The 22336-nt window shown below is 32.4% G+C and carries 20 protein-coding genes and 1 pseudogene; 14 read left to right on the forward strand and 7 right to left on the reverse strand.

The window, feature by feature from the left end; genetic code table 11:
- Positions 1 to 668: 668 nt before the first annotated feature.
- The 4 genes from Q0929_RS02915 to Q0929_RS02930 are packed head-to-tail and all read left to right on the forward strand — an operon-like array spanning position 669 to position 3840.
- Positions 669 to 1265: a 2-oxoacid:acceptor oxidoreductase family protein gene (locus tag Q0929_RS02915; RefSeq protein ID WP_299238085.1), complete on the forward strand. Its 597-nt coding sequence runs from the start codon at positions 669 to 671 to the stop codon at positions 1263 to 1265.
- Between the two features lie 23 nt (positions 1266 to 1288).
- Positions 1289 to 1594 carry a 4Fe-4S binding protein gene (locus Q0929_RS02920; RefSeq protein WP_299227521.1) on the forward strand — a complete coding sequence of 102 codons (306 nt, stop codon included), beginning with the start codon at positions 1289 to 1291 and terminating at the stop codon, positions 1592 to 1594.
- Positions 1595 to 1612: 18 nt separating this feature from the next.
- Positions 1613 to 2803, forward strand: coding sequence for a thiamine pyrophosphate-binding protein (locus Q0929_RS02925; RefSeq protein ID WP_299238086.1), 1191 nt, complete (start codon positions 1613 to 1615; stop codon positions 2801 to 2803).
- Positions 2804 to 2805: 2 nt separating this feature from the next.
- Positions 2806 to 3840, forward strand: a complete 1035-nt coding sequence (locus tag Q0929_RS02930) for a thiamine pyrophosphate-dependent enzyme (protein WP_299238087.1) — start codon at positions 2806 to 2808, stop codon at positions 3838 to 3840.
- A gap of 36 nt (positions 3841 to 3876) precedes the next feature.
- On the opposite strand, the gene Q0929_RS02935 is transcribed toward Q0929_RS02930, so the two are convergent.
- Positions 3877 to 4143 (reverse strand): hypothetical protein, encoded by a 267-nt coding sequence (locus tag Q0929_RS02935; RefSeq protein WP_299238088.1) that lies wholly within the window; start codon positions 4141 to 4143, stop codon positions 3877 to 3879.
- 63 nt (positions 4144 to 4206) lie between these two features.
- Here Q0929_RS02935 and Q0929_RS02940 point away from each other — a divergent pair, with 63 nt between their 5' ends.
- Positions 4207 to 4947 (forward strand): aminotransferase class IV, encoded by a 741-nt coding sequence (locus Q0929_RS02940; protein WP_299238089.1) that lies wholly within the window; start codon positions 4207 to 4209, stop codon positions 4945 to 4947.
- A 226-nt stretch (positions 4948 to 5173) separates the two neighbouring features.
- Complete coding sequence (dacB, locus tag Q0929_RS02945; protein WP_299238090.1) at positions 5174 to 6598, forward strand: D-alanyl-D-alanine carboxypeptidase/D-alanyl-D-alanine-endopeptidase; 1425 nt, start codon at positions 5174 to 5176, stop codon at positions 6596 to 6598.
- 373 nt (positions 6599 to 6971) lie between these two features.
- Here the strand turns inward: dacB and Q0929_RS02950 are convergent, their stop codons facing one another.
- Positions 6972 to 7556, reverse strand: a complete 585-nt coding sequence (locus tag Q0929_RS02950) for an NAD(P)H-dependent oxidoreductase (protein WP_299238091.1) — start codon at positions 7554 to 7556, stop codon at positions 6972 to 6974.
- Positions 7557 to 7577: 21 nt separating this feature from the next.
- Positions 7578 to 8393, reverse strand: coding sequence for a multiheme c-type cytochrome (locus Q0929_RS02955; RefSeq protein WP_299238092.1), 816 nt, complete (start codon positions 8391 to 8393; stop codon positions 7578 to 7580).
- 148 nt (positions 8394 to 8541) lie between these two features.
- Here Q0929_RS02955 and Q0929_RS02960 point away from each other — a divergent pair, with 148 nt between their 5' ends.
- Positions 8542 to 9027 carry a ferredoxin-thioredoxin reductase catalytic domain-containing protein gene (locus Q0929_RS02960; RefSeq protein WP_299227541.1) on the forward strand — a complete coding sequence of 162 codons (486 nt, stop codon included), beginning with the start codon at positions 8542 to 8544 and terminating at the stop codon, positions 9025 to 9027.
- A 198-nt stretch (positions 9028 to 9225) separates the two neighbouring features.
- Here the strand turns inward: Q0929_RS02960 and Q0929_RS02965 are convergent, their stop codons facing one another.
- The 4 genes from Q0929_RS02965 to Q0929_RS02980 are packed head-to-tail and all read right to left on the reverse strand — an operon-like array spanning position 9226 to position 12638.
- Positions 9226 to 10089 (reverse strand): YicC/YloC family endoribonuclease, encoded by an 864-nt coding sequence (locus Q0929_RS02965; protein WP_299238093.1) that lies wholly within the window; start codon positions 10087 to 10089, stop codon positions 9226 to 9228.
- A 12-nt stretch (positions 10090 to 10101) separates the two neighbouring features.
- A complete protein-coding gene (locus Q0929_RS02970; RefSeq protein ID WP_299238094.1) occupies positions 10102 to 11187 on the reverse strand; it encodes a VIT1/CCC1 transporter family protein in 1086 nt (361 codons plus the stop codon).
- Complete coding sequence (locus tag Q0929_RS02975; RefSeq protein ID WP_299238095.1) at positions 11180 to 12376, reverse strand: glycosyltransferase N-terminal domain-containing protein; 1197 nt, start codon at positions 12374 to 12376, stop codon at positions 11180 to 11182. Before Q0929_RS02975 ends, Q0929_RS02970 begins: the two co-directional genes overlap by 8 nt.
- Positions 12377 to 12431: 55 nt before the next feature.
- Complete coding sequence (locus tag Q0929_RS02980; RefSeq protein ID WP_299238096.1) at positions 12432 to 12638, reverse strand: hypothetical protein; 207 nt, start codon at positions 12636 to 12638, stop codon at positions 12432 to 12434.
- A 55-nt stretch (positions 12639 to 12693) separates the two neighbouring features.
- On the opposite strand from Q0929_RS02980, the gene Q0929_RS02985 reads away from it, so the two are divergent.
- From Q0929_RS02985 to Q0929_RS03015, 7 genes and pseudogenes are all read left to right on the forward strand, one after another.
- A complete protein-coding gene (locus Q0929_RS02985; protein ID WP_299238097.1) occupies positions 12694 to 13329 on the forward strand; it encodes a sulfite exporter TauE/SafE family protein in 636 nt (211 codons plus the stop codon).
- A gap of 10 nt (positions 13330 to 13339) precedes the next feature.
- Positions 13340 to 14734, forward strand: a complete 1395-nt coding sequence (locus tag Q0929_RS02990; protein WP_299238098.1) for an MBL fold metallo-hydrolase — start codon at positions 13340 to 13342, stop codon at positions 14732 to 14734.
- A gap of 22 nt (positions 14735 to 14756) precedes the next feature.
- Entirely contained in the window at positions 14757 to 15560 is an 804-nt protein-coding gene (locus tag Q0929_RS02995; protein ID WP_299238099.1) for a thiazole synthase, read from the forward strand.
- Between the two features lie 529 nt (positions 15561 to 16089).
- Positions 16090 to 17604, forward strand: coding sequence for a leucyl aminopeptidase (locus Q0929_RS03000; protein WP_299238100.1), 1515 nt, complete (start codon positions 16090 to 16092; stop codon positions 17602 to 17604).
- A gap of 378 nt (positions 17605 to 17982) precedes the next feature.
- Positions 17983 to 18266 (forward strand): annotated as a pseudogene (locus tag Q0929_RS03005) (transposase); the annotation flags it as partial.
- 669 nt (positions 18267 to 18935) lie between these two features.
- Entirely contained in the window at positions 18936 to 20831 is a 1896-nt protein-coding gene (gene dxs, locus Q0929_RS03010; RefSeq protein ID WP_299238101.1) for a 1-deoxy-D-xylulose-5-phosphate synthase, read from the forward strand.
- Positions 20832 to 21306: 475 nt separating this feature from the next.
- Positions 21307 to 22218 (forward strand): radical SAM protein, encoded by a 912-nt coding sequence (locus Q0929_RS03015; RefSeq protein ID WP_299238102.1) that lies wholly within the window; start codon positions 21307 to 21309, stop codon positions 22216 to 22218.
- The last annotated feature ends 118 nt before the right edge of the window (positions 22219 to 22336 follow it).

Raw genomic sequence — 22336 nt, forward strand, 5'->3', positions numbered from 1 at the left:
CGCTTTACAAGTTGTTTATTATATTCTTTCCAGTCTCTTTTCATAAAAACCTCACCAATTTTTAAGTTTTTAGGTATAATTTTATATGATATTACAATTAAATTGTAAAAGTTTTTGGACAATATCTACATTTATTGTTATAATATAAACAACACTTCGGAAAGAGTGTTCTAAAATTCCCGTAAGTTTACCTTTCCGTGTCATCCTGAGGACGTAAGTCCGAAGGATCTCATCTTTTGATTTTTTAATTTAAAAAGAAAAAAGAGATTCTTCGCCGGCTGCAGAATGACCATTGGATCGTTTCTTCCATCCTAAAAACGAAAGTCCCAAGAATCTTCACCTCTTAAAAAAATTAAGAAAGTATGGCAATTCATGAATCGTCCCTAAAGCAGATAAGTAATGAATAAAATAAATTATGATTTTTGGACAGCTTTAGAATGACGATGTTGTTTTTTACTCATACGTTAATTGAATAAAAAAGCTTAGATTTTTAGCTGACCATTTAGAACTTATAAATTTATATGTGAAATCTCATACCCACCTAATCGCTTTTTTAATATATTCAATTTTCGTTAAATCTTAGAAATAACTTGATTTTTTTGGCTTTTAATGTTAAATTAGTATAACATTGTTTTAATAAATTTTAAATTTTTAGGAGGTCAATTCTTATGACAACCGCAATAGATAAGGCTTTAAAGGAAATTAGATGGCATGGAAGAGGTGGTCAAGGTACCGTTACCGCTGCAAAAATGTTAGCTTCAGCTGCTATCATAAGAGGTAAATATGGTCAAGCAATGCCAGAGTTTGGTCTTGAAAGGTCTGGAACGCCAGTTAAAGTCTCAACAAGAATATCAGATAATCCTATAAATACCAGAGCGCCTGTTGATCATCCAGAAATAGTAATTATAACGGACCCATCATTAATGTTTACTATAAGAAATGTCATAGTAAGTGGTACAGACGAGAATACAATTTTTATAATCAATACAAGCTTCCCATCAGAAAAGGTTAGACAAATACTTGGCATACCAAATAACGAGCTTTGGATTGTTGATGCTTCAAAAATTGCGATGGAAGAGTTTGGAAGAAACATTCCAAATACCGCAGTTTTAGGAGCTGTAGCAAAAGCTACAGGCTTGGTAGACTTAGAAGCTTTAGAGCAAGAGATTACTGAAGCATTTGGTGCAAGTTCTAAACTAAGAAACGTTCTTGAACAAAACCTTAAAGCACTAAGAAGAGGATATGAGGAAGTTTATAAAGCTTAATTAATTTTAGGAGGTTAATTGTTATGTATGAATTAAAAAAATGGTATGAAATACCTATAGGTTCAATAGTTCCAGAAGCCGGGTCAAGCATGATTAATAATACTGGTTCTTGGAGAATGCTTAGACCTGTATTAAATACAGAAAAATGCACAAACTGTTTAATCTGCTGGATTTTCTGTCCAGACGATAGTATTCCCGTAAATAGAGAACAAAGATTTGAAACAGATTTTACATATTGCAAAGGATGCGGAATTTGTGCTGTTGAATGTCCTTACGATGCGTTAGAAATGGTTCCAGAAATGGAAATTAAGTTAAAAGAGCTTGAGTAATCATAGGAGGATATAAACATGCCAACAAAAGTAATAGCATTAACAGGTAATCAGGCTGCAGCTGAAGCAATGAGGCAAATTAACTTTGATGTAGCTGCAGTTTATCCAATATCTCCACAAACAGAATTAATGGGATTCTTTGCAGAATATGTTGCAAATGGTGAAGTAGACACAGATATGGTTGCTGTAGAAGGTGAACATTCAGCAATGGCTGCATGTATCGGTGCTGCAGCAGCCGGAGCAAGAGTAATAACAGCTTCGGCAGGTCCGGGTATTGCGTATATGGTTGAAAACTTATACATAGCTTCTGGCATGAGATTGCCAATAGTTTTAATTGATGTTAACAGAGCATTATCTGCTCCTTTATCTATCCACTGCGACCATGCAGATTCAATGCTAACAAGAGATTCAAGCTGGATTTCTATTTTCTCAGAAAATGCTCAAGAGGCATATCATAATCTTATTATGTCTGTAAAAATTGCAGAAAAAGCAATGTTCCCAGTAATTGTAAACTACGATGGATATATAGTTTCTCACTCTATCGAGAACGTGGAAGTTCTTGATGACGAAACAGTAAGAAATTTTGTAGGACCATCTGGCATCCACAGAATCCCTTATCCATTGCTAGACGTATCTAAACCTGTAACTTATGGAGCAACTGCACAGCCAGACTATTACACAGAATGTAAATATCAACAACACGTAGATTTCTTAAAAGTATACGATATCTTCAGAGAAGTTGCACAGGAGTTTGAATCTATCAGCGGAAAATATTATGACTTCATAGAAGAGTACATGACAGATGATGCAGAATACATTGGAATTTCCATGGGTTCTTCTTTTGGTACATTAAAAGATGCAGTTAATGCACTTAGAGCACAGGGCAGAAAAGTTGGAGCTATTAAAATTAGATTATACAGACCATTCCCTGTAAAAGAGGTGGCAAGGGCTTTATCTAATGCTAAGGGTGTTGCTGTATTTGATAGAGCAGACTCTTTTGATGGAATTGGCGGTCCATTGTTTAAAGATGTTGCATCTGCAGTATTCCATAACCAAAATAGACCATTAATCCACAACTTTATCTATGGTTTAGGTGGTAGAGAAATTCATGAAGAAGAATTTATGAGGGCCTTTGATAGAGTTGAAAGACTTGAAAAAGGCGTTGAATCAAGAGATTATTTAGTAGAATACTTACAAGTGAGGGCGTAATCATGGCAAAAAAAGTAACTATTCAAATATTAGCAGATTTAGCTCAAGAAAGAGAGGAAAGATACCACTCTCATAATCCATTAGCTCCTGGTCATAGAATGTGTATCGGTTGTGGTATTCCACCAATCGTTAACGAAGTGTTATTAGCTATCGATAAGCCGGTAGTAGTATCAACTGCAACAGGTTGTCTTGAAGTTACAACAGGAGTGTATCCATATACAGCATGGAATACGCCATGGATTCACGTTAACTTTCAGTCTGCGGCGGCTGTAATTGGCGGTGTGGAAGCTGCTTATAATGTTCTTAAAAAGAAAGGTTTGATTGGTGAAGATATAGAGTTTGTTGCATTCGGTGGCGATGGTGGAACTTACGATATTGGATTCCAAGCATTATCTGCAGCAGTAGAAAGAGGTCATAACTTCCTTTATGTTTGCTACAACAACGAAGGATATCAAAACACAGGATATCAAAAATCTTCTGCAACACCTATTGGTGCATACACTAAGACAACTCCGGTTGGTTCTGCCAAAGTAGGAAAACAAGAGCCAAGAAAAGACTTGACTATGATTATGGCTGCACATGGTATACCTTATGTAGCTCAAGCATCTCCTCATATCTATAGAGATTTAACAAGAAAAGTTAAGAAAGCTTTAACTTTTAAAGGTCCAAAATTTATTAACGTGCTTCAACCTTGCACTCTTTCTTGGAGATTTGCTCCAGAAGATACAATGAGGCTTGCAAAGCTTGCCGTTGAAACAAGATATTGGCCGGTGTATGAAGTAATCCATGGTAAATACTGGAAAGTCAACATTAAACCAAAAAGACCAAAACCAATTGAAGAGTATATTGCAGCTCAGCCAAGATGGAAACACGTATTAAAATATCCAGAAATCGTTGAAAGAATTCAAAAAGAAGTAGATGACAAATGGAACCATCTCTTAGCTTTAGAGGAAATGTCTAAAGCACTTGCTGAAAAAGAAGGAATAGATTACGAAGCACTTTTCGCAAATCCTGAAGACAATAAAGAAAGCCAATAATCGAAGAAGGGGGTTACTGCCCCCTTTTTTTCTTTTTCAATCCTTTGAATTTTTTTCTTCTAATTCAAGTAAATCTGTTTTAGGTTTTTCAACATCTTTAAAACTTCCTCTTAAGAATAAAGCAACAATGATTGCAAGAAAACCTAATAACGTTGCCAATCTTGCAAAAACTACCACAACAAAAGGTCCCAAATCTGAGCCTTCAGTAAATTCTTGAACAGTTCTAATAACGATTGCAGTTCCAACAGAAAAAATTATAGCTAAAACGATTACTAAGATTATAATTTTTTCACTTTTTCTCATTTCCATTGCCCTCTGATATAATATATCTCAACTTGTAAATTTCAAATTTTCTGAGGTGTCAACATGGCGGAAAAAGTCTTTATAAACGGAAAAGAGTTTGAGCAAAAAAATTTGATTAGACCTCTTATGTATGGAGAAGGAGTTTTTGAAACCTTTAGATATAAAGGAAAATTGCCAAAATACATAGACTACCACTTCGAAAGATTAAATAAAGGTTGTGAAATTTTAAACATTCCTAAAATAACAAAGGAAGATTTTCTTTTTTATATAGAAGATGCAGTAAACAAATCAGAAGTTAAAGATTTATACGTAAAAATAATTATTTTATCAGAAGGGAATTCTTATTTTCCATTAAAGCCTTACGGAAAAAATGTTATGGTCATTACTAAGCCATATGAACCAATAAAAGAGGAGATAAAGCTTACAGTTTCACCTTACAAAGTTCATTCTTCAGACCCACTTTTAAAAATTAAATCTAATAATTATCTAAGAAATATCTTGATAAAAAGATATGCAAAAGAAAACGGATTTTTTGATTGCATCGTTTTAAATGAAAATAACTTTATCACAGAAACATCTTCGGCGACTATTTATTGGATAAAAGGAAGGTATTTATACACTCCATCCCTTGATAATGGTGTTTTAGATGGTGTCTCCAGAAAAGTCGTTCTGCAAGAAGCAAAAACACAGGGTTTTATAGTTGTAGAAGGAAGATTCACATTAAAAGACATTAAAGAAGCAGACTTCATATTCATTAGCAATGCTTTACATGGTTTGATGAAAGTTAAAGAAATTAATATATAAGATTGAAAGTAATAACTTAGGCAAGAAATTAATGGTTTTTATAGAATTAAAAAAGAAGATTCTTCTGGTTTACGTTCTCAGAGATGACAGAAACCCTGTTAATACTGTCATTCTTATCGTAGCAAAGAATCTCGTACTTTTATTAAATTTCTTACCGAAGTGTTAAAGAGATTAATATATGAGCCGAATTATTTGTAGGTAAAAACTTATTAGGGAGTTAGAAAGCTTGAGATATATAATCTTTCTTCTTGTTTTGATTTTTAGTTTTTCTGCATATTCTTCAGAGATTTTAAAGTATGAGCTTGAGTCTACAATTAGAGAAATAAATAATGAAAATGATGCAAAAGTTGGAATATTTATAAAATCTCTTTCTGAGGAAGGTCTTGCATTTATGCACAATCACAGAGATCCATTTATTCCTGCTTCTAATCAAAAACTTATAACTACTGTATCTGCGATAGCAAATTTATCCCCGGATTTTAAGTACAAAACAACCCTTGCTACAGATGGCATTGTTAAAAATGGAGCATTATATGGAAATTTATATCTAATCGGTGGTGGAGACCCATCGCTTACAGTCCAGGACTTAGAAGATATGGTTAAAAAGCTTAAAGAATATGGAATAAATAGAGTTGAGGGAAACCTTATAGGAGATAATTCATATTTTTCAGAAGAAGGTATAGGTCAAGGATGGCCGGAAGATGATTTAAACTACTGTTTTACAGCAAGATTTAGTGGGCTTTCAGTAAATGAAAACTGTTTGAAAGTTACGGTTAATATAAAAAACGGTAAAGTTTATGCTTCTATGGACCCTTTAAATAACTATTATCAAATCGTAAATAACATAAAGTTTTCGAAAAAATCCAGAAATGTAAGTTTAAAAGTTGAAGGTAATAAACTAATTCTAGAAGGTAAAGTTTCTTCAAAAAGGAATTTAAGCTTAGAGTTTTCTATTCCGGTTAATCATCCATCCATGTTTACTCTATCAGTTTTATCAAAAATTTTAGATGAAAATGGAATTAAAGTTTCAGGAAAAACGTATTTAAGAAAGGCTACATCAAACAAATACTTAGTTATTCACCAGTCAAAACCATTAAGAGAATTAATCAAAAAAGCAAACAAGGACAGTAATAATTTTTATGCAGAACAGATTTTTAGAACGATAGGGAAGGAAGTTTATGGAGAAGGAAGTGCAAATGCATCAGCGAGAGCAATTATAGATACACTAAGAAAAATGGATATAGCAACCGAAAATATACGAATTTATGATGGAAGTGGGCTATCAAGATATAATGCCACTACTCCGGAAGCTTTAGTTAAAGTTTTGGAATATATATACAAAACTCCTTATTTCCATGATTTTTTTGAATCTTTGGCAATCTCTGGAGTAGATGGAACTTTAAAACACAGATTAAATGACCAATTTTTAAAAGGAAGAATTATAGCCAAAACAGGTTATATTAAAAAAGTTAAGAACCTATCCGGTTATGTAAAGGCATCCAACGGCGAAGTATTTGTTTTCTCTATCTTGGTTAACGATTTAAAAACCACAGAGATAGCTAATAAACTTCAGGAAAAAATTTGCAGCATTCTTGCTCAGTATCCACACATGGTTGGAATAGGTAATTTGAATACACATAACAAAAATTAGATAGATTTTACTTTTTAAGGGTAATTAATCAAGACCATTTAGTCTTAGGTTTTTTGATTATCAAGCATCAGGGAAAGGTTGACATTTTGCTCATTCTGAAGCCGCGCGAAGAATCTCATTTTTTCTTTTCAAATTGAAAAAATCAAAAGATAAGATCCTTAGGACTAAAGCCCCCAGGATGACAGGGAACAATCTAATTTCGTCATTCTGAGAGTCAGCGTAGAATCTCATTTCCTCACTTTTTTAAACAGAAAATACTTCACTTCGTTGCTGAATGACAGAGGAAAAATTAACGTCATTATGAAGCTGTGTGAAAAGTCCCTCCTGCTTATATTGAATTTATCACCCCTACATATATATTTTAAACTTTTCACTAACCTATCATTTCTTTTAACGTAATTTCTACTTCAGCTAAATAACCTTTTCTTGTGCTATCATCTACATATGGAACGCTGTAGAAAAATTTTGTTTTTACGAAATCAATCCCGCAAAATCTAAAAATCTCCTCAAAAGTTTTGCTTAGACATTTATCAAAATTATCTCTTTTATATTCTTCTTCACTACCACCAAAGTTTGCAAAAATAACAACTTTTTTACCTTTCAAAAGACCTTTTATCTCATCACCTTCTTCAACGTAAGCAAAACCGTAAGAGAAAACCCTGTCTATGTATCCTTTTAAGATTGCAGGCATGTTATACCACCATACAGGAAAAACCAAAACAATCAAATCCGATTTATTTATAATTTCTTGTTGCTTTTTAACATCTTCTGAAGCTGTCCCTTGCTGAATGTTTTCAAAATCTTTTGCAGATAGAACGGGATTAAAGTTTATGCTGTAAAGGTCTATCACTTCCACGTTAAAACCATTTTTTGATAGAAAATCATAAGCTTTTTCTTTTATAGCATTTGAAAAGCTTTTTGGATTTGGATGTGCGTATAGTATAACTGCGTTTTTCATCTTTCACTCCTTTTTAATTAGCTATTTTAGCATCTCTTTTAAATGAGCTGTTGTTTGGTGTGTATTATGACACTTAGAACAGTTATTTATTGATATCCAGCTTAGGTTTTTATAAACTTCCTGCTTATTTTTACTTTGGAGTGCTTTTGATAAAAGGTCTAACTTTTCATCAAGTTCCTTGCCTTGATAAATTTCTACAGACATTTTGTTAGTATGACAGTCATTACAGCTTTGAGATAAAGATTTCAATCTTTTAACAAAATTATTTCCTTCTGCTATAGCTTTTTCCGGTTTGTTATCTTCTAAATAAATTCTTATCTTTTTCATAGAATCTGTCATTTTTTTCATGTAATCTTCAAACTCTAAATTACTTCTGCTAACAGGGTCTTCTAAATTTACTAAACTGAAAGATGGATAATGATACATAATTTTGGTTGTAATCTGTTGCTTTTGATGACATTGAGCACAAGATTTTCCGACAATATCAGCATTTAGTTTTACCTTATCAAAATTTTTCTCTTTAACAGCATTTACAAGCTGGTCTATCTCAGATTTTTTCAAGGCTTTATCATACTCTGGAACAAGCTTTCCGATGTTAAGATAGTTTTCTCTCAAAATATTTGCCCATTTCAAAGCTTTATTCCAATCGTTTTCTTGAATGTTTACAAACATGCCTGTAAAAGCTGTAGACATTGCATACATAGAGTTTAAAAATTCAAACTTGTTAGAATTAGGTGGATAGTATTTACTTAGTGTTTGAGGTGGTTTTTCTAACTTTATTTCTTGAGCAAAAGTCATTGATGCTAAAACTAAGGTTGAAATGATTACCTTTTTCATAGCAAGCCCCCTTTTAAAAGTTTTTATAGCCTTATGATATAATGATAATTGTAATTAGTAAAAATTTCAATTAAATGATGAAATTCATATTTTAGAAATTGATAGAATAAGATAATTATATTGTTTTTTAAACAATCAGGAGGACATCATGTCAGAAATAAAGCCGGAAATTTTAGAAAAAATGATAAATTTTGCAAAAAACTTTGCTGAAAAATCCGGAACTGTGCCAAATCCTAATGAAGAAGTAAGAATGGCTGTAATTCAAGGATTGGCAGCTCATGTCCAGGAGCTTGGAAAACCACTTTGCCCTTGTAATTTTTATCCAAATAAAGAAGAGGAAGTTAAAAAAAGAAGATGGATTTGTGCTTGTGATGAGATGCAAATATTTAAATACTGTCATTGTCTTTTATTTACAACTCCAGAAGGACTGCCAATAACAGAATACTTGCCAGAATGGCATGAAGGCAGACAGATTTACGGTCTTGTAAAAGACCCAACTCCAGATAAAGGAAGAGCTTTATCTAAGGTAGAGAATATTATTGAAAACCTAAAAGAATTTGTTAAAGAGCATGGATTAGACATTCCGGAGGAAGAAATCGTAAAGTTTGCCCAAGAAACGGCGAAAAAGAAATAAATAGCTTAAATTAAGTCGGGTGAGAAATTCGTTAAAAGCATAGGATTCTTCGCCGGCCGTAGAATGACAAATAGGGTTGCACTGGTCAAGTATATAATTATCAAGTTTTCTTCGTCATCTTGAGGTCATAAGGCCGAAGGATATCCTTTTAAATTCTATAAAAACCGCCGATTTCTCATCCCCCCAAGGCATAATTACTTACTCAATGTTTTGAACTTGCTGTCTTATTTTTTCAAGTTCTGTTTTCATTTCTACGGTAAATTTGCTAAAATCAGGCATTTTGTTTCCAAGCGTGTTTATTTCCCTAAGCATCTCTTGACACATAAAATCAAGCTTCCTACCTATTGGCTCGTTTAGATTCAGTAGCTCTCTAAATCTTTGGATATGAGTTTTTAGTCTTACAACCTCTTCTGTTATATCAAGCTTATCAGCTAATAAAGTAGCTTCAATAAATGCTCTTTCAGAATAGTTTTCTCCAAGAAGTTGTTTAACTTTTTGATAAACTTTTTCTTTTACACTTTCTAAAACTTTCTCTTTTTTCTCTTCAATTTCTTTCAACATCTCTTCAATCTTATTTAATCTACATTCTATATCTAATATTAAAGATTTTCCTTCTCTTTTTCTTTCTTCTTTCAAAGTGTTTAAAGCTTCTTTTACAGCATTTAGAATGTTTTCTTTAAGTGTATCATCAAGCTCTTCCTCTACGTTATTATTATTCATTATCATTCCGATTGTAACTTCGTAAAGTTTATCGTCTGAAAGGTTGATGTTTGCTTGTTTAGTTATCTCTCTGACTACGTTAACATACTGAGTAAGTTTTTCAGGCTCTACGATAAATTTTGGTGTTAGAGAATTTATATTTATGTAAAGCTGAAAGCTTCCCCTTTCAAAATACTGTTGAACTAACTTTCTTATCTCAAGGTCTAAATACATCAAAACGTTTTTATCACCTTTGATAGAGATATCGATTGATTTATTGTTTAGACTTTTTACTTTTATGTTTATTTCATAATCATCAAACGCTTTTTTTACAAATGCAAAACCTGTCATACTATATGGCATAAAAATTCTCCTTTATATTTCAACATTAAAAAAATGCTGTAATATTTTACCAAAGGAAAAAGAAATAGCGGCTGCTGATAAACTTGCTATTATCATTTCTAAAACTTTTCTCTTTATAGAAATTCCCGAGAATAATGCAACAAAAACTCCAACAATAGATAAAACCAATAAAGCTAAAAAGAATGATGCTGTTAAAGCATAATAAGAATTTGAAAATATAAAAAATGGAGTTATTGGAAAAACTGTTCCAAGCAGGTATGAAAAACCTGTAAGCAAGCCTGACTTTATTTCGTTTTCTTCAATTTCTTTTATAAAAATACTTGATAAATTTGCTTTCTTTTCTCTTAAAACATTTATAATTTCCTTTATTGCTTCTTGTGGTATATTGTCTTCTTTTAATTTTTCTTCAAAAAGTTCATAGCTTTTTTCTATGTTTGTGTTTAAAAGGATTTCATTTCTTTCGTTAATATGCGTATTGATTTGTTTTTGAGATTTAACAGAAAGATAAGCACCAATACCCATAGACAAAGCTCCGGCAAGACCAACAACTATACCACTTATTCCAATTATCTGTGGATTTGTTGTGTATACTGCTGTCAAACCTGCAACTGCTCCCAAGATTTCTACCAACCCGTCATTCATTCCAAGGATCAAGTCTCTGACATTACTAAGCCCGAGATTTTCAGCTTGGTTTAAAAAATATGTTTCATGTTCTATCTCATCTGTGATGATATTTTTAAGAGAGCTTCTTTCATACTCTGTCAAACCTGCATTTTTGTAAAAGTCATAGTATTTTTTAACTGCACTATCTTCTCCAAGCTCTGCTAAGTATATAAAAATAATCGGGTTTAAAAACTTTGATAAAAACTTTAAAAGAAATAACTTTTTTCTATCTATCTTTTCTTTTGGCAGATGTCCACCTCTTGAAATAATAAACTTTTGCCAAAAATTTGCGTGCTTTTCTTCAGTTTTTGCTATTTTTAATATGTTTTCTTTTAATTCTTTATCAGAAATTAGATTTGCAAGTTCTGTGTATAAAACTTTATCGTTTATCTCACCGATATAAAACTCTTGTGCTATTTTGATTAAACTATCCATTTAAAACCTCTTTTATTGATTTGATATAACAGTTATAAATATTTTTTCTTAAAGCCTCTAAGTCAATGTCAATGTTATTGTTTTTTAAATGTTTTAAAATTGTATTTTTAAGCTCTATTTCATTTTCTATGATATCAACTACATCAATGCTTTTGGCAAGTTCTACTAAGTCTTTGATTTTAAAGTAGTTTTTACCTATTATAACCTTTTTTCCGCTTAGAATTGGCTCTAAAATGTTATGTCCGCCGATGTTTGCAATCGTTCCGCCTACAAATACAGCATCGGCATATTTAAAAAACGATGTAAGCTCTCCCATTGTATCAATTATATAAACTTGGGCATCCAAGCTACTATTTTTACTTCTTAAACCATAGCTTAAACCATGATTTTCAATAAGATTAATAATCTCATTGATTCTTTCTAAATGTCTTGGTGCAAGAATAAGCATTGTTTGGTCATCTTTTATCTCTTTGTAAACTTTGATCAATATCTCTTCTTCTGGACTATGAGTACTTGCTCCAAGAATGATTTTTTTAGCTTTTTCTAAGTTTACTTCTTTATGCTTTACTTCTGACAATAATTTTAGATTTCCGCAGACATTTATTTTAGAAGGATTTACAAACTGGGATAAAAATTCTTTATCTTCTTTTGTTCTAACAATAATTTTTGAGAAGCTGTTTAAAATGGGCTTAAAGTAAAATCTAAATCTTGTAATATTTCTCTTTGATTTTTCTGAAATGCTTGTGTTTATTGAAACTACTGGAATGTATTTACAAGAAGTTGTAATTAAATTGAACCAAAATTCAGCCTCTTGGATGATTAAGATCTTTGGCTTGTAGTTTTTTATAAATTTTTTTATTAAAAATGATAAATCAAATGGAAGGTATGTAATTTTTATACCGTTTAGATTTTTGACTGCAAAATCGTAAGTTCTGACTGAAAAGATTGTAAGTAGTATTTCATAGTCCTGGCAAGATTTTAGATAGTTTATTATTGGTAGTGCTGTTTTTATCTCTCCAACGCTTGCACAGTGTATCCAAATTGTAGGCTTTTGTGTATTTAGTTTTTTTAGTAAAAATCTCTCTTTAAGATGAAAATCGTATCCTTTCTTTTTGTAGTATAAGTACAAAACAGGCAAGACAATTATTAAAGCTAATGCGTATACAAGGTTGTAAATCAGCTTAAACATCTCAAACCTTTACGGGTTTATTATTAACAAAATAATACAACATCAGGCAAGGAATTCAGCAAAAGTAAGAGATTCTTCGTAGATGTTTCATGTTAAATGTCAAGTGTAAAAATCGTATACAATATTTGTTAAACCATATTGCTGATAATTGTGCCATGTATAGTATCTTTCTTGCATATAGATTTCCCATTTTATTTATCTTGCTACATTCACTTCTTGCAACAGACCCAAATGCTCCAAGTTGTTCATGATTGGTATCCATTATTAGCACCTTTGTGTTAAACTAATTTTAGCATATCTTAAAAACAGGTTTTTTAATGATTTTAGAGTATTTAATGATAACCTTAGCAGGTTTTTTAGGTTCCTATCACTGTATCGGAATGTGCGGTGCTATTCCTTCTATCATCTCATATAAAAACTTCTGGATTGGAAACATTCTTTACAATATGGGTAGAATTTTTACTTACTCCTTTCTTGGCTTTTTGGCAGGAATGCTTGGCATGTATTTTCATAAATTTGAGTTTCAGCTTATTCAAAAAGGTCTTTCTATCTTTGTTGGAGTTATGATGATTCTTTTTGGTCTTCAAATTACAGGTAATGTTAAAGAAAAAGGCGTACCGTTTTTAGATGTTGTATTTGAAGCTATCTCTGATTTATTATCAAATTTTAGACAATCTCCGTTTATTCTTGGAATGTTTAACGGTTTTTTGCCATGCCCATTAGTGTATGCATTTTTAATGAAGGCTGTTTTAGATAAAAATCCGTTGGATGGAATGCTGACGATGTTGTTTTTTGGAATTGGAACAGTTCCGGCTATGCTTTTTTCATCAAAAATCATAAATATGATTTCTCCAACTTCAAGAAAAAGTTTAGTTAAAATTGCCGGAATTATTGTTATTATTTTTGGCATGCTTACAATTTTAAGAGGTTTTGGAATAGGTCATCATCATTAAGGAGGAATAAATGATAGTAAAATCTTTTGGCGGTGTAGAAGGTGTTACTGGCTCTTGTCATCTTGTTAATGTTGGACATCTAAATTTTTTAATAGATTGTGGAATGTTTCAAGGTGTAGATGAGGATAAAAATTATGAACCCTTTGGTTTTAATCCTGCAAAGATTGATTATCTAATCTTAACCCATGCACATCTTGACCATATAGGAAGAGTGCCTTTATTAGTAAAACAAGGATTTAAAGGTAAGATTATCTCAACCCGGGCAACTTATGCTTTAGCAAGAATTATGCTTCTTGATGCTGTTAAAGTAATGTCTGAAGAGTATAAAGTTAACTATAAAAAAGCTCTAAGAAGAGGAAAGCCTGAAGAAGTAAAGCCGGTTTTATATGATGAAGATGATGTATTCCAAGCAATGGAACATTTTAAAATATTCTTAGATTATGATGAGGCATACAAACTGTCTAAGGATGTGACTATCGCATTTAGAAACGCTGGACATATTCTCGGCTCTGCTTACGTAGAGCTTTTGGTTAATGATGAAGGAAGAAGTAAAAAAGTAATCTTTTCTGGAGACTTAGGAACAAATAATAAATTAGTTATAAGAGAGATAGAGTATCCCGAAAATGCAGATTTTATCTTTATTGAATCAACCTATGGAGATAGAAAGCACAAACCACTTCCTGAGACTATAAACGAGTTTAAAACAGCTATTATAGAAAGCTTTAAAGATGGTGGGAATGTAGTAATTCCAACCTTTGCATTAGAAAGAGCCCAAGAGATTTTGTTTATCTTACGAACGATGTATGACAACGGTGAACTTCCACCTTGTAAAATCTTTTTAGATAGTCCACTTGCAATAGCTGCAACAAAGCTATTTTTACAATTTCCAAACCAGTTAAATGATGAGGTCTTAAAACTTTTAAAACAAAATAAAAATCCTTTTGTTTTTCCATGGGTTTATTTTACAGAATCTGTTGAGGAATCAAGAAAGATAAATGAGATAGAATCTGGTGCAATCATATTGGCTGGAAGTGGAATGTTTACCGGCGGAAGGATTAAACATCATCTAAAACACAATCTATGGAGAGAAAACTCTTCGGTGATTTTTGTAGGCTACCAAGCAGAAGGAACTCTTGGAAGACAGATAGTAGATGGAGCTAAATATGTTAAGATTTATGGTGAAGAGATAGCAGTTAAAGCTAAAATTTATACTATAAATGGATTTTCTGCCCATGCTGACCAAGAAAATTTATTAGATTTTATCAAGCAAACAAAAGGTGTCGAGACCGTCTATCTTATTCACGGTGAGCCAAAAATTCAAGAAATTTTCAAAGAAAAGATAAAAGAAACGTTAAACCTGCCAACCCATATTGTAAAAAGATATGAAAATGTTTATATTGTTTAAACAAAATTTTCGGAGGTAAGGTATGTTTGATTTAGAAAAGTTTTTAGAAAATGACAAGCTTGTAATTGGGGGAAAAGAGTTTAAATCAAGGCTTATAGTAGGCTCTGGAAAGTACAAAGATTTTCAGCAGACAAAAGAGGCAACGGAAGCATCCGGTGCAGAAATGATAACAGTAGCTGTTAGAAGGGTCAACATTACAGACCCAAACCAAGACAACCTTTTAAACTACATAGATACATCAAAAATAATGATTCTTCCAAACACTGCCGGATGTTATACAGCAGAAGAAGCTGTTTTAACAGCTAAGCTTGCAAGAGAAGCTCTTGGACATGGATTTGTAAAGCTTGAGGTTATCGGAGACCAAAAAACTTTATATCCTAACATGATAGAAACACTTAAAGCGGCAGAAATCCTTGTTAAAGAAGGTTTTACAGTTTTACCATACATAACAGATGACCCTGTAATGGCTAAAAGATTTGAAGATATAGGATGTGCAGCGGTTATGCCCTTGGCAGCTCCAATAGGCTCAGGACTTGGACTACAAAATCCTTATAATATTCTCTTTATCAAAGAAGCGGTTAAAATACCTGTAATCGTTGATGCTGGAATTGGAACCGCATCAGATGCTGCGATAGTTATGGAGCTTGGAGTTGATGGAGTTTTAATGAATACAGCAATTGCTCAGGCTAAGGACCCTATCAAAATGGCTGTTGCAATGAAGCATGCAGTAATAGCAGGAAGGCTTGCATACTTGGCAGGAAGAATTCCAAAGAAAATGTATGCTTCAGCATCTTCTCCAATGGAAGGTGTTATAGGAAGAAATTAATAATTCCCATCCCGAGGCTGAAAAGCCGAGGGATCATAATTAAAATTAAAAATACTGACAATCATCAAATATCGGAAAGAAAGAGTATTTGCAAATATTCTTTGAGACTGTTCCAAAAACTCAAATTGTCATTCTGAGCAAAGCGAAGAATCTCATAATTTTTTTTCAAATCAAAAAATCAAAAACGATATCCTTCGACCTTACGGCCTCGGGATGACAAGGAAAGGTAAAACTTAAGGGAATTTTGGAACACTCTCATATTTTTTAGGCAGTGAAAAATTCTCCGTTTTCTACTCAAGTTAAAAAATTAAAATAGAAAATCCGTCGGACTATAAAGTCTTCAGATGGATAGTAAAGAAAACGAAATTAGAGGCAATTCATGAATTGCCATTACAGGATGAAGATAAGAATTTGTAGGTAAAGTATTATAATTAGCCGTTGGAAGAATCTTCTACTTTATTAATTTTCTCATTAACATCTAAGGTGTATTATAATTATATTCTAAGAAATCTAAAAAAGGAGTAGATAGATGGAGATAAATTTAACAACAAAAAAGTTGGATAACGTTAAGACAGATGCAGTATTCTTTTTAATGTTTGAAGATAATAAAAAGCTTGAAGGAGAGTTAGAAAAGATAGATAAAGCTTTAAATGGTGGAGTTTCTGATTTAATCAAATTACAAAAATACAAAGCTGAAGAAGGAAAGTTTTTAATAGTTCCAACTCTCGGAAAGATTAAGGCTAATTATGTGGCTATTGTTGGGCTTGGAAAGGAGAAAAAATTTGAAAATGATATTCTAAGAAGAGTTGCAAGCTACATAATAAGAAAAGCAAAAGAGCTTAAGCTATCTGATATCATCATTGATACAAATTTACAACAGTTTGAAAATTATGATGAAGTAGTTCAAGTCATCACAGAAGGGTTAATACTTGGAGATTACTCATTTGATAAATATTTCTCTAAAAAGGATGAGCATAAAGTAAAAGAAGTTCAGATAAACATTCCAAAAAATCAAGATAAAGACAGATTGAATGAATTTGTTAGAATTGGAAAAATTCTTGCAGAAGCACAAAACTTTACAAGAGACCTTGTAAATGAGCCGGCTAACGTAATCAATACGATCCAATTTGCAGAAATTGCAGAAAAGCTTGCAAAAGAGTATGGCTTTGAAATCAAAATCTACGATGAAGAAGAGATTGAAAAAATGGGAATGGGTGCTTACTTAGCAGTTGCAAAAGGCAGTGATAATCCTCCAAGATTTATACATTTAACATACAGACCTAAAAACTCACAAGGTGAAGTTGCTATAGTTGGAAAAGGATTAATGTTTGATAGCGGTGGTTTAAATATAAAAACTGGCGATTTTATGCGATGGATGAAGTCAGATAAATCAGGTGCTTGTGCTGTTCTTGGAATTTTTAAAGCAATTGGAGAATTAAAGCCTGATATTACTGTTCATGGAATTGTGGCGGCGGCAGAAAATATGCCAAGTGGAAAAGCTTACAGACCGGACGATATACTAAGAGCAAAAAATGGTGTAACAATAGAAGTTGGCAACACGGATGCAGAAGGAAGGTTAACCCTTGCCGATGCTTTATCCTACGCTTCTGAGTTAAAGCCGGATGCAATTATAGATATAGCAACATTGACCGGTGCTTGCGTTGTTGCTCTTGGAGAGTTTACTGCCGGAGTAATGGGTAATAATCAAAAATTTATAAATGAGATATTAAAAACTTCTGAAGAAACAGGAGAATGGATGTGGCAACTTCCATTTAATGATAAACTAAGAGAGCAGATAAAAGCTCCTCATGCTGATGTCTATAACGTTGGAACGACAAGATACGGTGGTGCTATCACAGCCGGATTATTCTTAGAGAAATTCGTTGACCCAAAAATTCCATGGGTTCATGTAGATATTGCCGGACCATCTCATCATACAAGTGGTTGGTATTATCATCCAAAAGGTGCAACAGGAATACCTGTTAGAACAATAACTTGGTATTTACTAAAAAGATCAAAATTCTTTGATAAAATTGGTAAGTAATCGTTCAAATCAACAAGGCAGGTTAAAACCCTGCCTCCTTTATAATCAAAGGTAATTACTCAAAATAATCCACCTATGCTATAATAAAAAATTATCATAGAAGATAAAACATGAATTTAGTAGAATTACTACAGATAGCATCATCAGAAGAAAAAGCAGAGGAATTTTTAAGAGAATGAAGTGTTAGAAAAGACAGTATTCTTGAATATTTAAAAATTCCATTCTCTAAATTCATATTGACTTGTAAAACTATTCATCCTTGAAGCTGCTGCTTATAAAGCACATAAAGAGCTTGATTTAGCTTACAATACTACACACAAAATCTACACAAAGCTTAGACAGTGTATATACAAATTTGTCTCAAAAGATGACCAGCTTTTATCAGGAGAAGTAGAAATGGATGAAAGCTATTTTGGAGGAAAAAGAAAAGGCAGTAGAGAAAGAGGAGCAAAGAATAAAATTTCTGTGTTTGGAATTCTTGAAAGAAATGGAAAGGTCAAAGTTGAGATAGTAAAGGATGTATCTGCTGAAAGAGGCTACTAAAATTTCATGGTGTAAGTAAGGACAATTTTATTTACTATCTAAAAGAGCTTGAATTTAGGTATAACCTTAGGGATAATATTGACGATAGTTTATATAAATGTTTAGGTGGAATAAATTGAGGAATCATCTAAGGATATAATGACTAAGACTTTCAACCCTTGTTTTATTGGTTAAATCCATAGATTCTTAATATGTAGATAACAATGTTGATATATCTTCTTGTCCAAAGGCGGTAAGAGAGTTTAAAGCTGTAATAGAAGTTATTATCAATCTTTTATTTTTGTTGATAATCATGACCTGCCCTATTAGTGTTTTTTCTTATTTTTTCGACATATATAAATTTTAACATAAACGTTTTGCAATGCTCAGTAGGAATTTTAAGGGTGTCCCAAAATTTTGTAAATTTACCTTATCCTTGTCATCCTGAGGCCGAAGGCCGAAGGATCTCTTTTTTGACTTGAAAAGAAAGGAAGAGATTCTTCGCTTCGCTCAGAATGACAGTGTGGATTATTGGAACAGTCTCGTAGGAATTTTACAGTAACATTTGTATTCTACCCATGAGGAACAAAGTCTTCAGGATGGTATGAAAAGGTCAACTTACAAGAATTTTAGAACACCCTTATTAAAATTGAGACTATTTACAAAAATCAACGTCATTTAACTTATATTCAAATTAAAAAGATAATAATCGAATCATACATCCTTTATTGCAAATTACATTAAGCATGTTTGAAAACTATATAAATTTGTATAATATATACTTCACTACCTATATGAGGTGCATTGATATGAGAGATTATCCAATGTTAGAAAAAATAAATAACTATAAAGATTTGAAAAATTTAAATAAAGATGAGATAGAAAAACTCTGTGAGGATATTAGAAGTTATATTATTGATGTTACATCTTTAAACGGCGGGCATATTGGACCATCCCTTGGAACTGTTGAATTGACTGTTGCTCTGCTTATGGCTTTTGACCCTGAAAAAGACAAAATTGTATGGGATGTAGGACATCAAACATACGCTTATAAAATTCTTACTGATAGAAAAGAACAGTTTAGAACATTAAGACAGTACAAAGGAATTTCTGGATTTTCTAAGATAAAAGAAAGTAAGTATGACCATTTTGGAACTGGACATAGCAGTACATCTATTTCAGCTGCACTTGGTTTTAGAGTTGGAAAAGATTTAAAAAAAGATGATGCTTATACTATTGCTGTTATTGGCGATGGGGCTATGACTGCTGGTCAAGCTTTTGAAGGATTAAACAATGCCGGCTGGCTTGACCCGTCAAGGTTTATCGTAATTTTAAACGATAATCAAATGTCTATATCTCCGAACGTTGGTGCTATATATACTTACTTCAATAAGATAATCACAAAGCAAGTTTTCCAAAAACCAAGACAAAAATTAAAAGAAGCTATCAATAAAATCTTTGGAGAGCAAGGTGTGAAAATATTTAGAAAGATAGAAGAGTATACAAAAGGACTTTTTACACCTGGACTTATATTTGAAGAGCTTGGGTTTACATACGTTGGTCCAATAGATGGGCACAGTCTGTTTGATTTGAAACAAACCTTGGAAAATATTAAACAGATGAGGGGTCCGATTTTGCTCCATGTGATTACTCAAAAAGGAAAAGGTTATAAATATGCGGAAGAAAATCCAACCACATTCCACGGAGTATCTCCTTTTGACAAAATCTCTGGCGTGTTTAATAAATCATCAAACTTGCCAACTTACAGCAAGGTTTTTGGTGATGCGTTAGTAGAGCTTGCAGAAAAAGACGATAAGATTGTTGCCATTACGCCGGCAATGAAGGAAGGTTCTGGACTTGTAAAGTTTGCAGAAAAGTTTCCGGATAGATTTTTTGACGTAGGAATAGCAGAACAACATGCAGCAACATTTGCAGGAGCACTTGCACTTGAAGGCTTTAAACCTGTTGCAGCTTACTACTCAACCTTCTTACAAAGGGCATACGACCAAGTAATACACGACATAGCACTTCAAGAACTACCTGTATTTTTTGCGATCGACAGAGGCGGTTTAGTTGGTGATGACGGTCCAACCCATCACGGTGTTTTTGATATTGCTTTTTTAAGACCAATTCCAAACATGATTATAGCTTCTCCAAAAGATGAACAAGAACTTAGAGATTTACTTTATACAGGATTAAACAGCAAAAGACCATTTGCTCTAAGATACCCAAGAGGTACGGGATACGGTGTAAAAATGGAAGGTTTTAATACAATTGAGATAGGAAGCTGGGAAATCTTAGACGAAGGAAGAGACATTGCAATTCTTGCAGTTGGAAAGTATGTTTATAGAGCATTAGAAGCTAAAAAACAGCTAAGACTTAAAGGATTTAATCCAACAGTAGTTAACGCAAGGTTCATTAAACCAATGGATGAAAATTTATTAAATAAGCTTTTAAAAACTCATGAATTTGTGATAACCGCTGAAGATGGAGTGTTAAACGGTGGCTTTGGTTCAGCCGTTGCTGAGTTTGTGATTGACAATGGTTATTCTAACAAAGTTTTAAGATTTGGCATTCCGGATAAATTTATTGAACATGGAAAGGTAGAGCTATTGGAAAGAGACTTGGGCTTAGATGCAAACAGCATGGTAAACAAGATAGAAGAATTTCTAAAAGTTAAAAAAGCAGTTTTAAATACTGCTTGATTTTAGGCAAGGAAGTGAAAAGTTAAGTTTATCATTCAACCTTTGGCTGTTATGTCGTGTAAACCTTAAAAGTTTCCGATTGGCATCACTTATTTCAATATCCTATAAGTAAGCTATGAACCCGTTGAGTTTTAACTCAAAAATAAGGTCGTAAAATCTTAGATGACTTTTTGTTTAAATTATCTAATACCTTGGAGGTAAAGGGTTAGCGTTTTTTATGGAATTTAAAAAGAATGACGATAACAGTCAAAGATTGAATAGTAAGCATAAGGTAAAGGTTAATCTTGTTTGTCGTTGTGAAGTCATGTGAAGGATCTCATACTCCTATTGAATTTCTCACCCGGCGTATATTGTAAAAATTATATATGTAAAAAGCAAATACTGAACTTTAAAAGATCAAAAAATACACTTATAATATTTAATGAATTTACCGACTTCTAAAGTTATAGTATAAAAATATCTTAACGGAGTTTGGATGTATAAATATATTTTCGGACCTGTTTTATCCAGGAGGTTTGGATTATCTCTTGGGATAGATTTATCGCCTGATGAAAAAAGCTGCAATTTTGACTGTTTATATTGCGAGTTAGAAAAAGCAAAACCGATAGACTATATCAAACATCCGCCGAAAGTTGAAGATATAACCAACGAAGTTAAAGATTATCTATCAAAAAATCAATATCCGGATGTTATAACAGTTACAGCCAACGGAGAACCAACTCTTTATGAAGATTTAAATAACCTGATCGAGCAGTTAAACAAGATAAAAAATTCATCTAAAACTTTAATTTTATCCAATGGAAGCACTATAAATGATGCTTCAGTTAGAGAAGCTTTAAAAAAGTTTGATATAGTAAAATTATCTCTTGATGCAGCAGACCAAGAAACATTTGAAAAAGTAGATAGACCATTGGAAGGAATAGAGATTGAAGATTTAATAAATGGTATGATTTCGTTTAGAAAAGAATATAGCGGAACGCTTGTTTTAGAGGTTTTGATTGTTAAATATGTAAACGATAAGCCTCAAGCAATTCAAAAGATCATAGAAGCTGCGAAAAAGATTAATCCTGATAGAATTGACATTTCAACAGTTGATAGACCGCCGGCTTACAGAGTCTTTCCTGTAGATAATCAAACTCTTTATGAAATTGCAAAGATGTTTGAAGGTTTAAGTGTTAATGTTGCTGTTAGAAAAAACGGCGGAGATGTCAAAAAAGTTTCATTAGATAAGGAAGACATTTTAAATACTTTCAAAAAAAGAGCTTATTCTTTAAATGATATTCAAACTTTGTTTGATGAAGAAACTCAAAAAAGAATTCAAAATCTTCTAGCTACTGGCAAGTTAAAGAAAATAAATGTTGGAAATTTAGAGTTTATCAAGGGATAAGTAAAAGTATGCTACAAAATTATTTAAGTTGTTCTAAAAATCCACGCTGTCATTCTGCAGCCGGCGAAGAATCTCATATTTTTATTGAATTTCTCACCCGACGTATAATAATATAATA

The organism is Sulfurihydrogenibium sp., assembly GCF_028276765.1.
Classification (GTDB): domain Bacteria; phylum Aquificota; class Aquificia; order Aquificales; family Hydrogenothermaceae; genus Sulfurihydrogenibium.

Bases quoted from the DNA above. Each gene is read 5' to 3' on its own strand.
- Q0929_RS02925 (WP_299238086.1), top strand. From the start codon at position 1,613: ATGCCAACAAAAGTAATAGCATTAACAGGTAATCAGGCTGCAGCTGAA.
- dxs (WP_299238101.1), top strand. From the start codon at position 18,936: ATGAGAGATTATCCAATGTTAGAAAAAATAAATAACTATAAAGATTTG.
- Q0929_RS02950 (WP_299238091.1), bottom strand. From the start codon at position 7,556: ATGAAAAACGCAGTTATACTATACGCACATCCAAATCCAAAAAGCTTT.
- Q0929_RS03015 (WP_299238102.1), top strand. From the start codon at position 21,307: ATGTATAAATATATTTTCGGACCTGTTTTATCCAGGAGGTTTGGATTA.
- Q0929_RS02985 (WP_299238097.1), top strand. From the start codon at position 12,694: ATGATTTTAGAGTATTTAATGATAACCTTAGCAGGTTTTTTAGGTTCC.
- Q0929_RS02970 (WP_299238094.1), bottom strand. From the start codon at position 11,187: ATGGATAGTTTAATCAAAATAGCACAAGAGTTTTATATCGGTGAGATA.
- Q0929_RS02935 (WP_299238088.1), bottom strand. From the start codon at position 4,143: ATGAGAAAAAGTGAAAAAATTATAATCTTAGTAATCGTTTTAGCTATA.
- Q0929_RS02920 (WP_299227521.1), top strand. From the start codon at position 1,289: ATGTATGAATTAAAAAAATGGTATGAAATACCTATAGGTTCAATAGTT.
- Q0929_RS02990 (WP_299238098.1), top strand. From the start codon at position 13,340: ATGATAGTAAAATCTTTTGGCGGTGTAGAAGGTGTTACTGGCTCTTGT.
- Q0929_RS02940 (WP_299238089.1), top strand. From the start codon at position 4,207: ATGGCGGAAAAAGTCTTTATAAACGGAAAAGAGTTTGAGCAAAAAAAT.
- Q0929_RS02915 (WP_299238085.1), top strand. From the start codon at position 669: ATGACAACCGCAATAGATAAGGCTTTAAAGGAAATTAGATGGCATGGA.
- Q0929_RS02955 (WP_299238092.1), bottom strand. From the start codon at position 8,393: ATGAAAAAGGTAATCATTTCAACCTTAGTTTTAGCATCAATGACTTTT.
- Q0929_RS02995 (WP_299238099.1), top strand. From the start codon at position 14,757: ATGTTTGATTTAGAAAAGTTTTTAGAAAATGACAAGCTTGTAATTGGG.
- Q0929_RS02965 (WP_299238093.1), bottom strand. From the start codon at position 10,089: ATGCCATATAGTATGACAGGTTTTGCATTTGTAAAAAAAGCGTTTGAT.
- Q0929_RS02930 (WP_299238087.1), top strand. From the start codon at position 2,806: ATGGCAAAAAAAGTAACTATTCAAATATTAGCAGATTTAGCTCAAGAA.
- Q0929_RS02960 (WP_299227541.1), top strand. From the start codon at position 8,542: ATGTCAGAAATAAAGCCGGAAATTTTAGAAAAAATGATAAATTTTGCA.
- Q0929_RS02975 (WP_299238095.1), bottom strand. From the start codon at position 12,376: ATGTTTAAGCTGATTTACAACCTTGTATACGCATTAGCTTTAATAATT.
- Q0929_RS02980 (WP_299238096.1), bottom strand. From the start codon at position 12,638: ATGGATACCAATCATGAACAACTTGGAGCATTTGGGTCTGTTGCAAGA.
- Q0929_RS03000 (WP_299238100.1), top strand. From the start codon at position 16,090: ATGGAGATAAATTTAACAACAAAAAAGTTGGATAACGTTAAGACAGAT.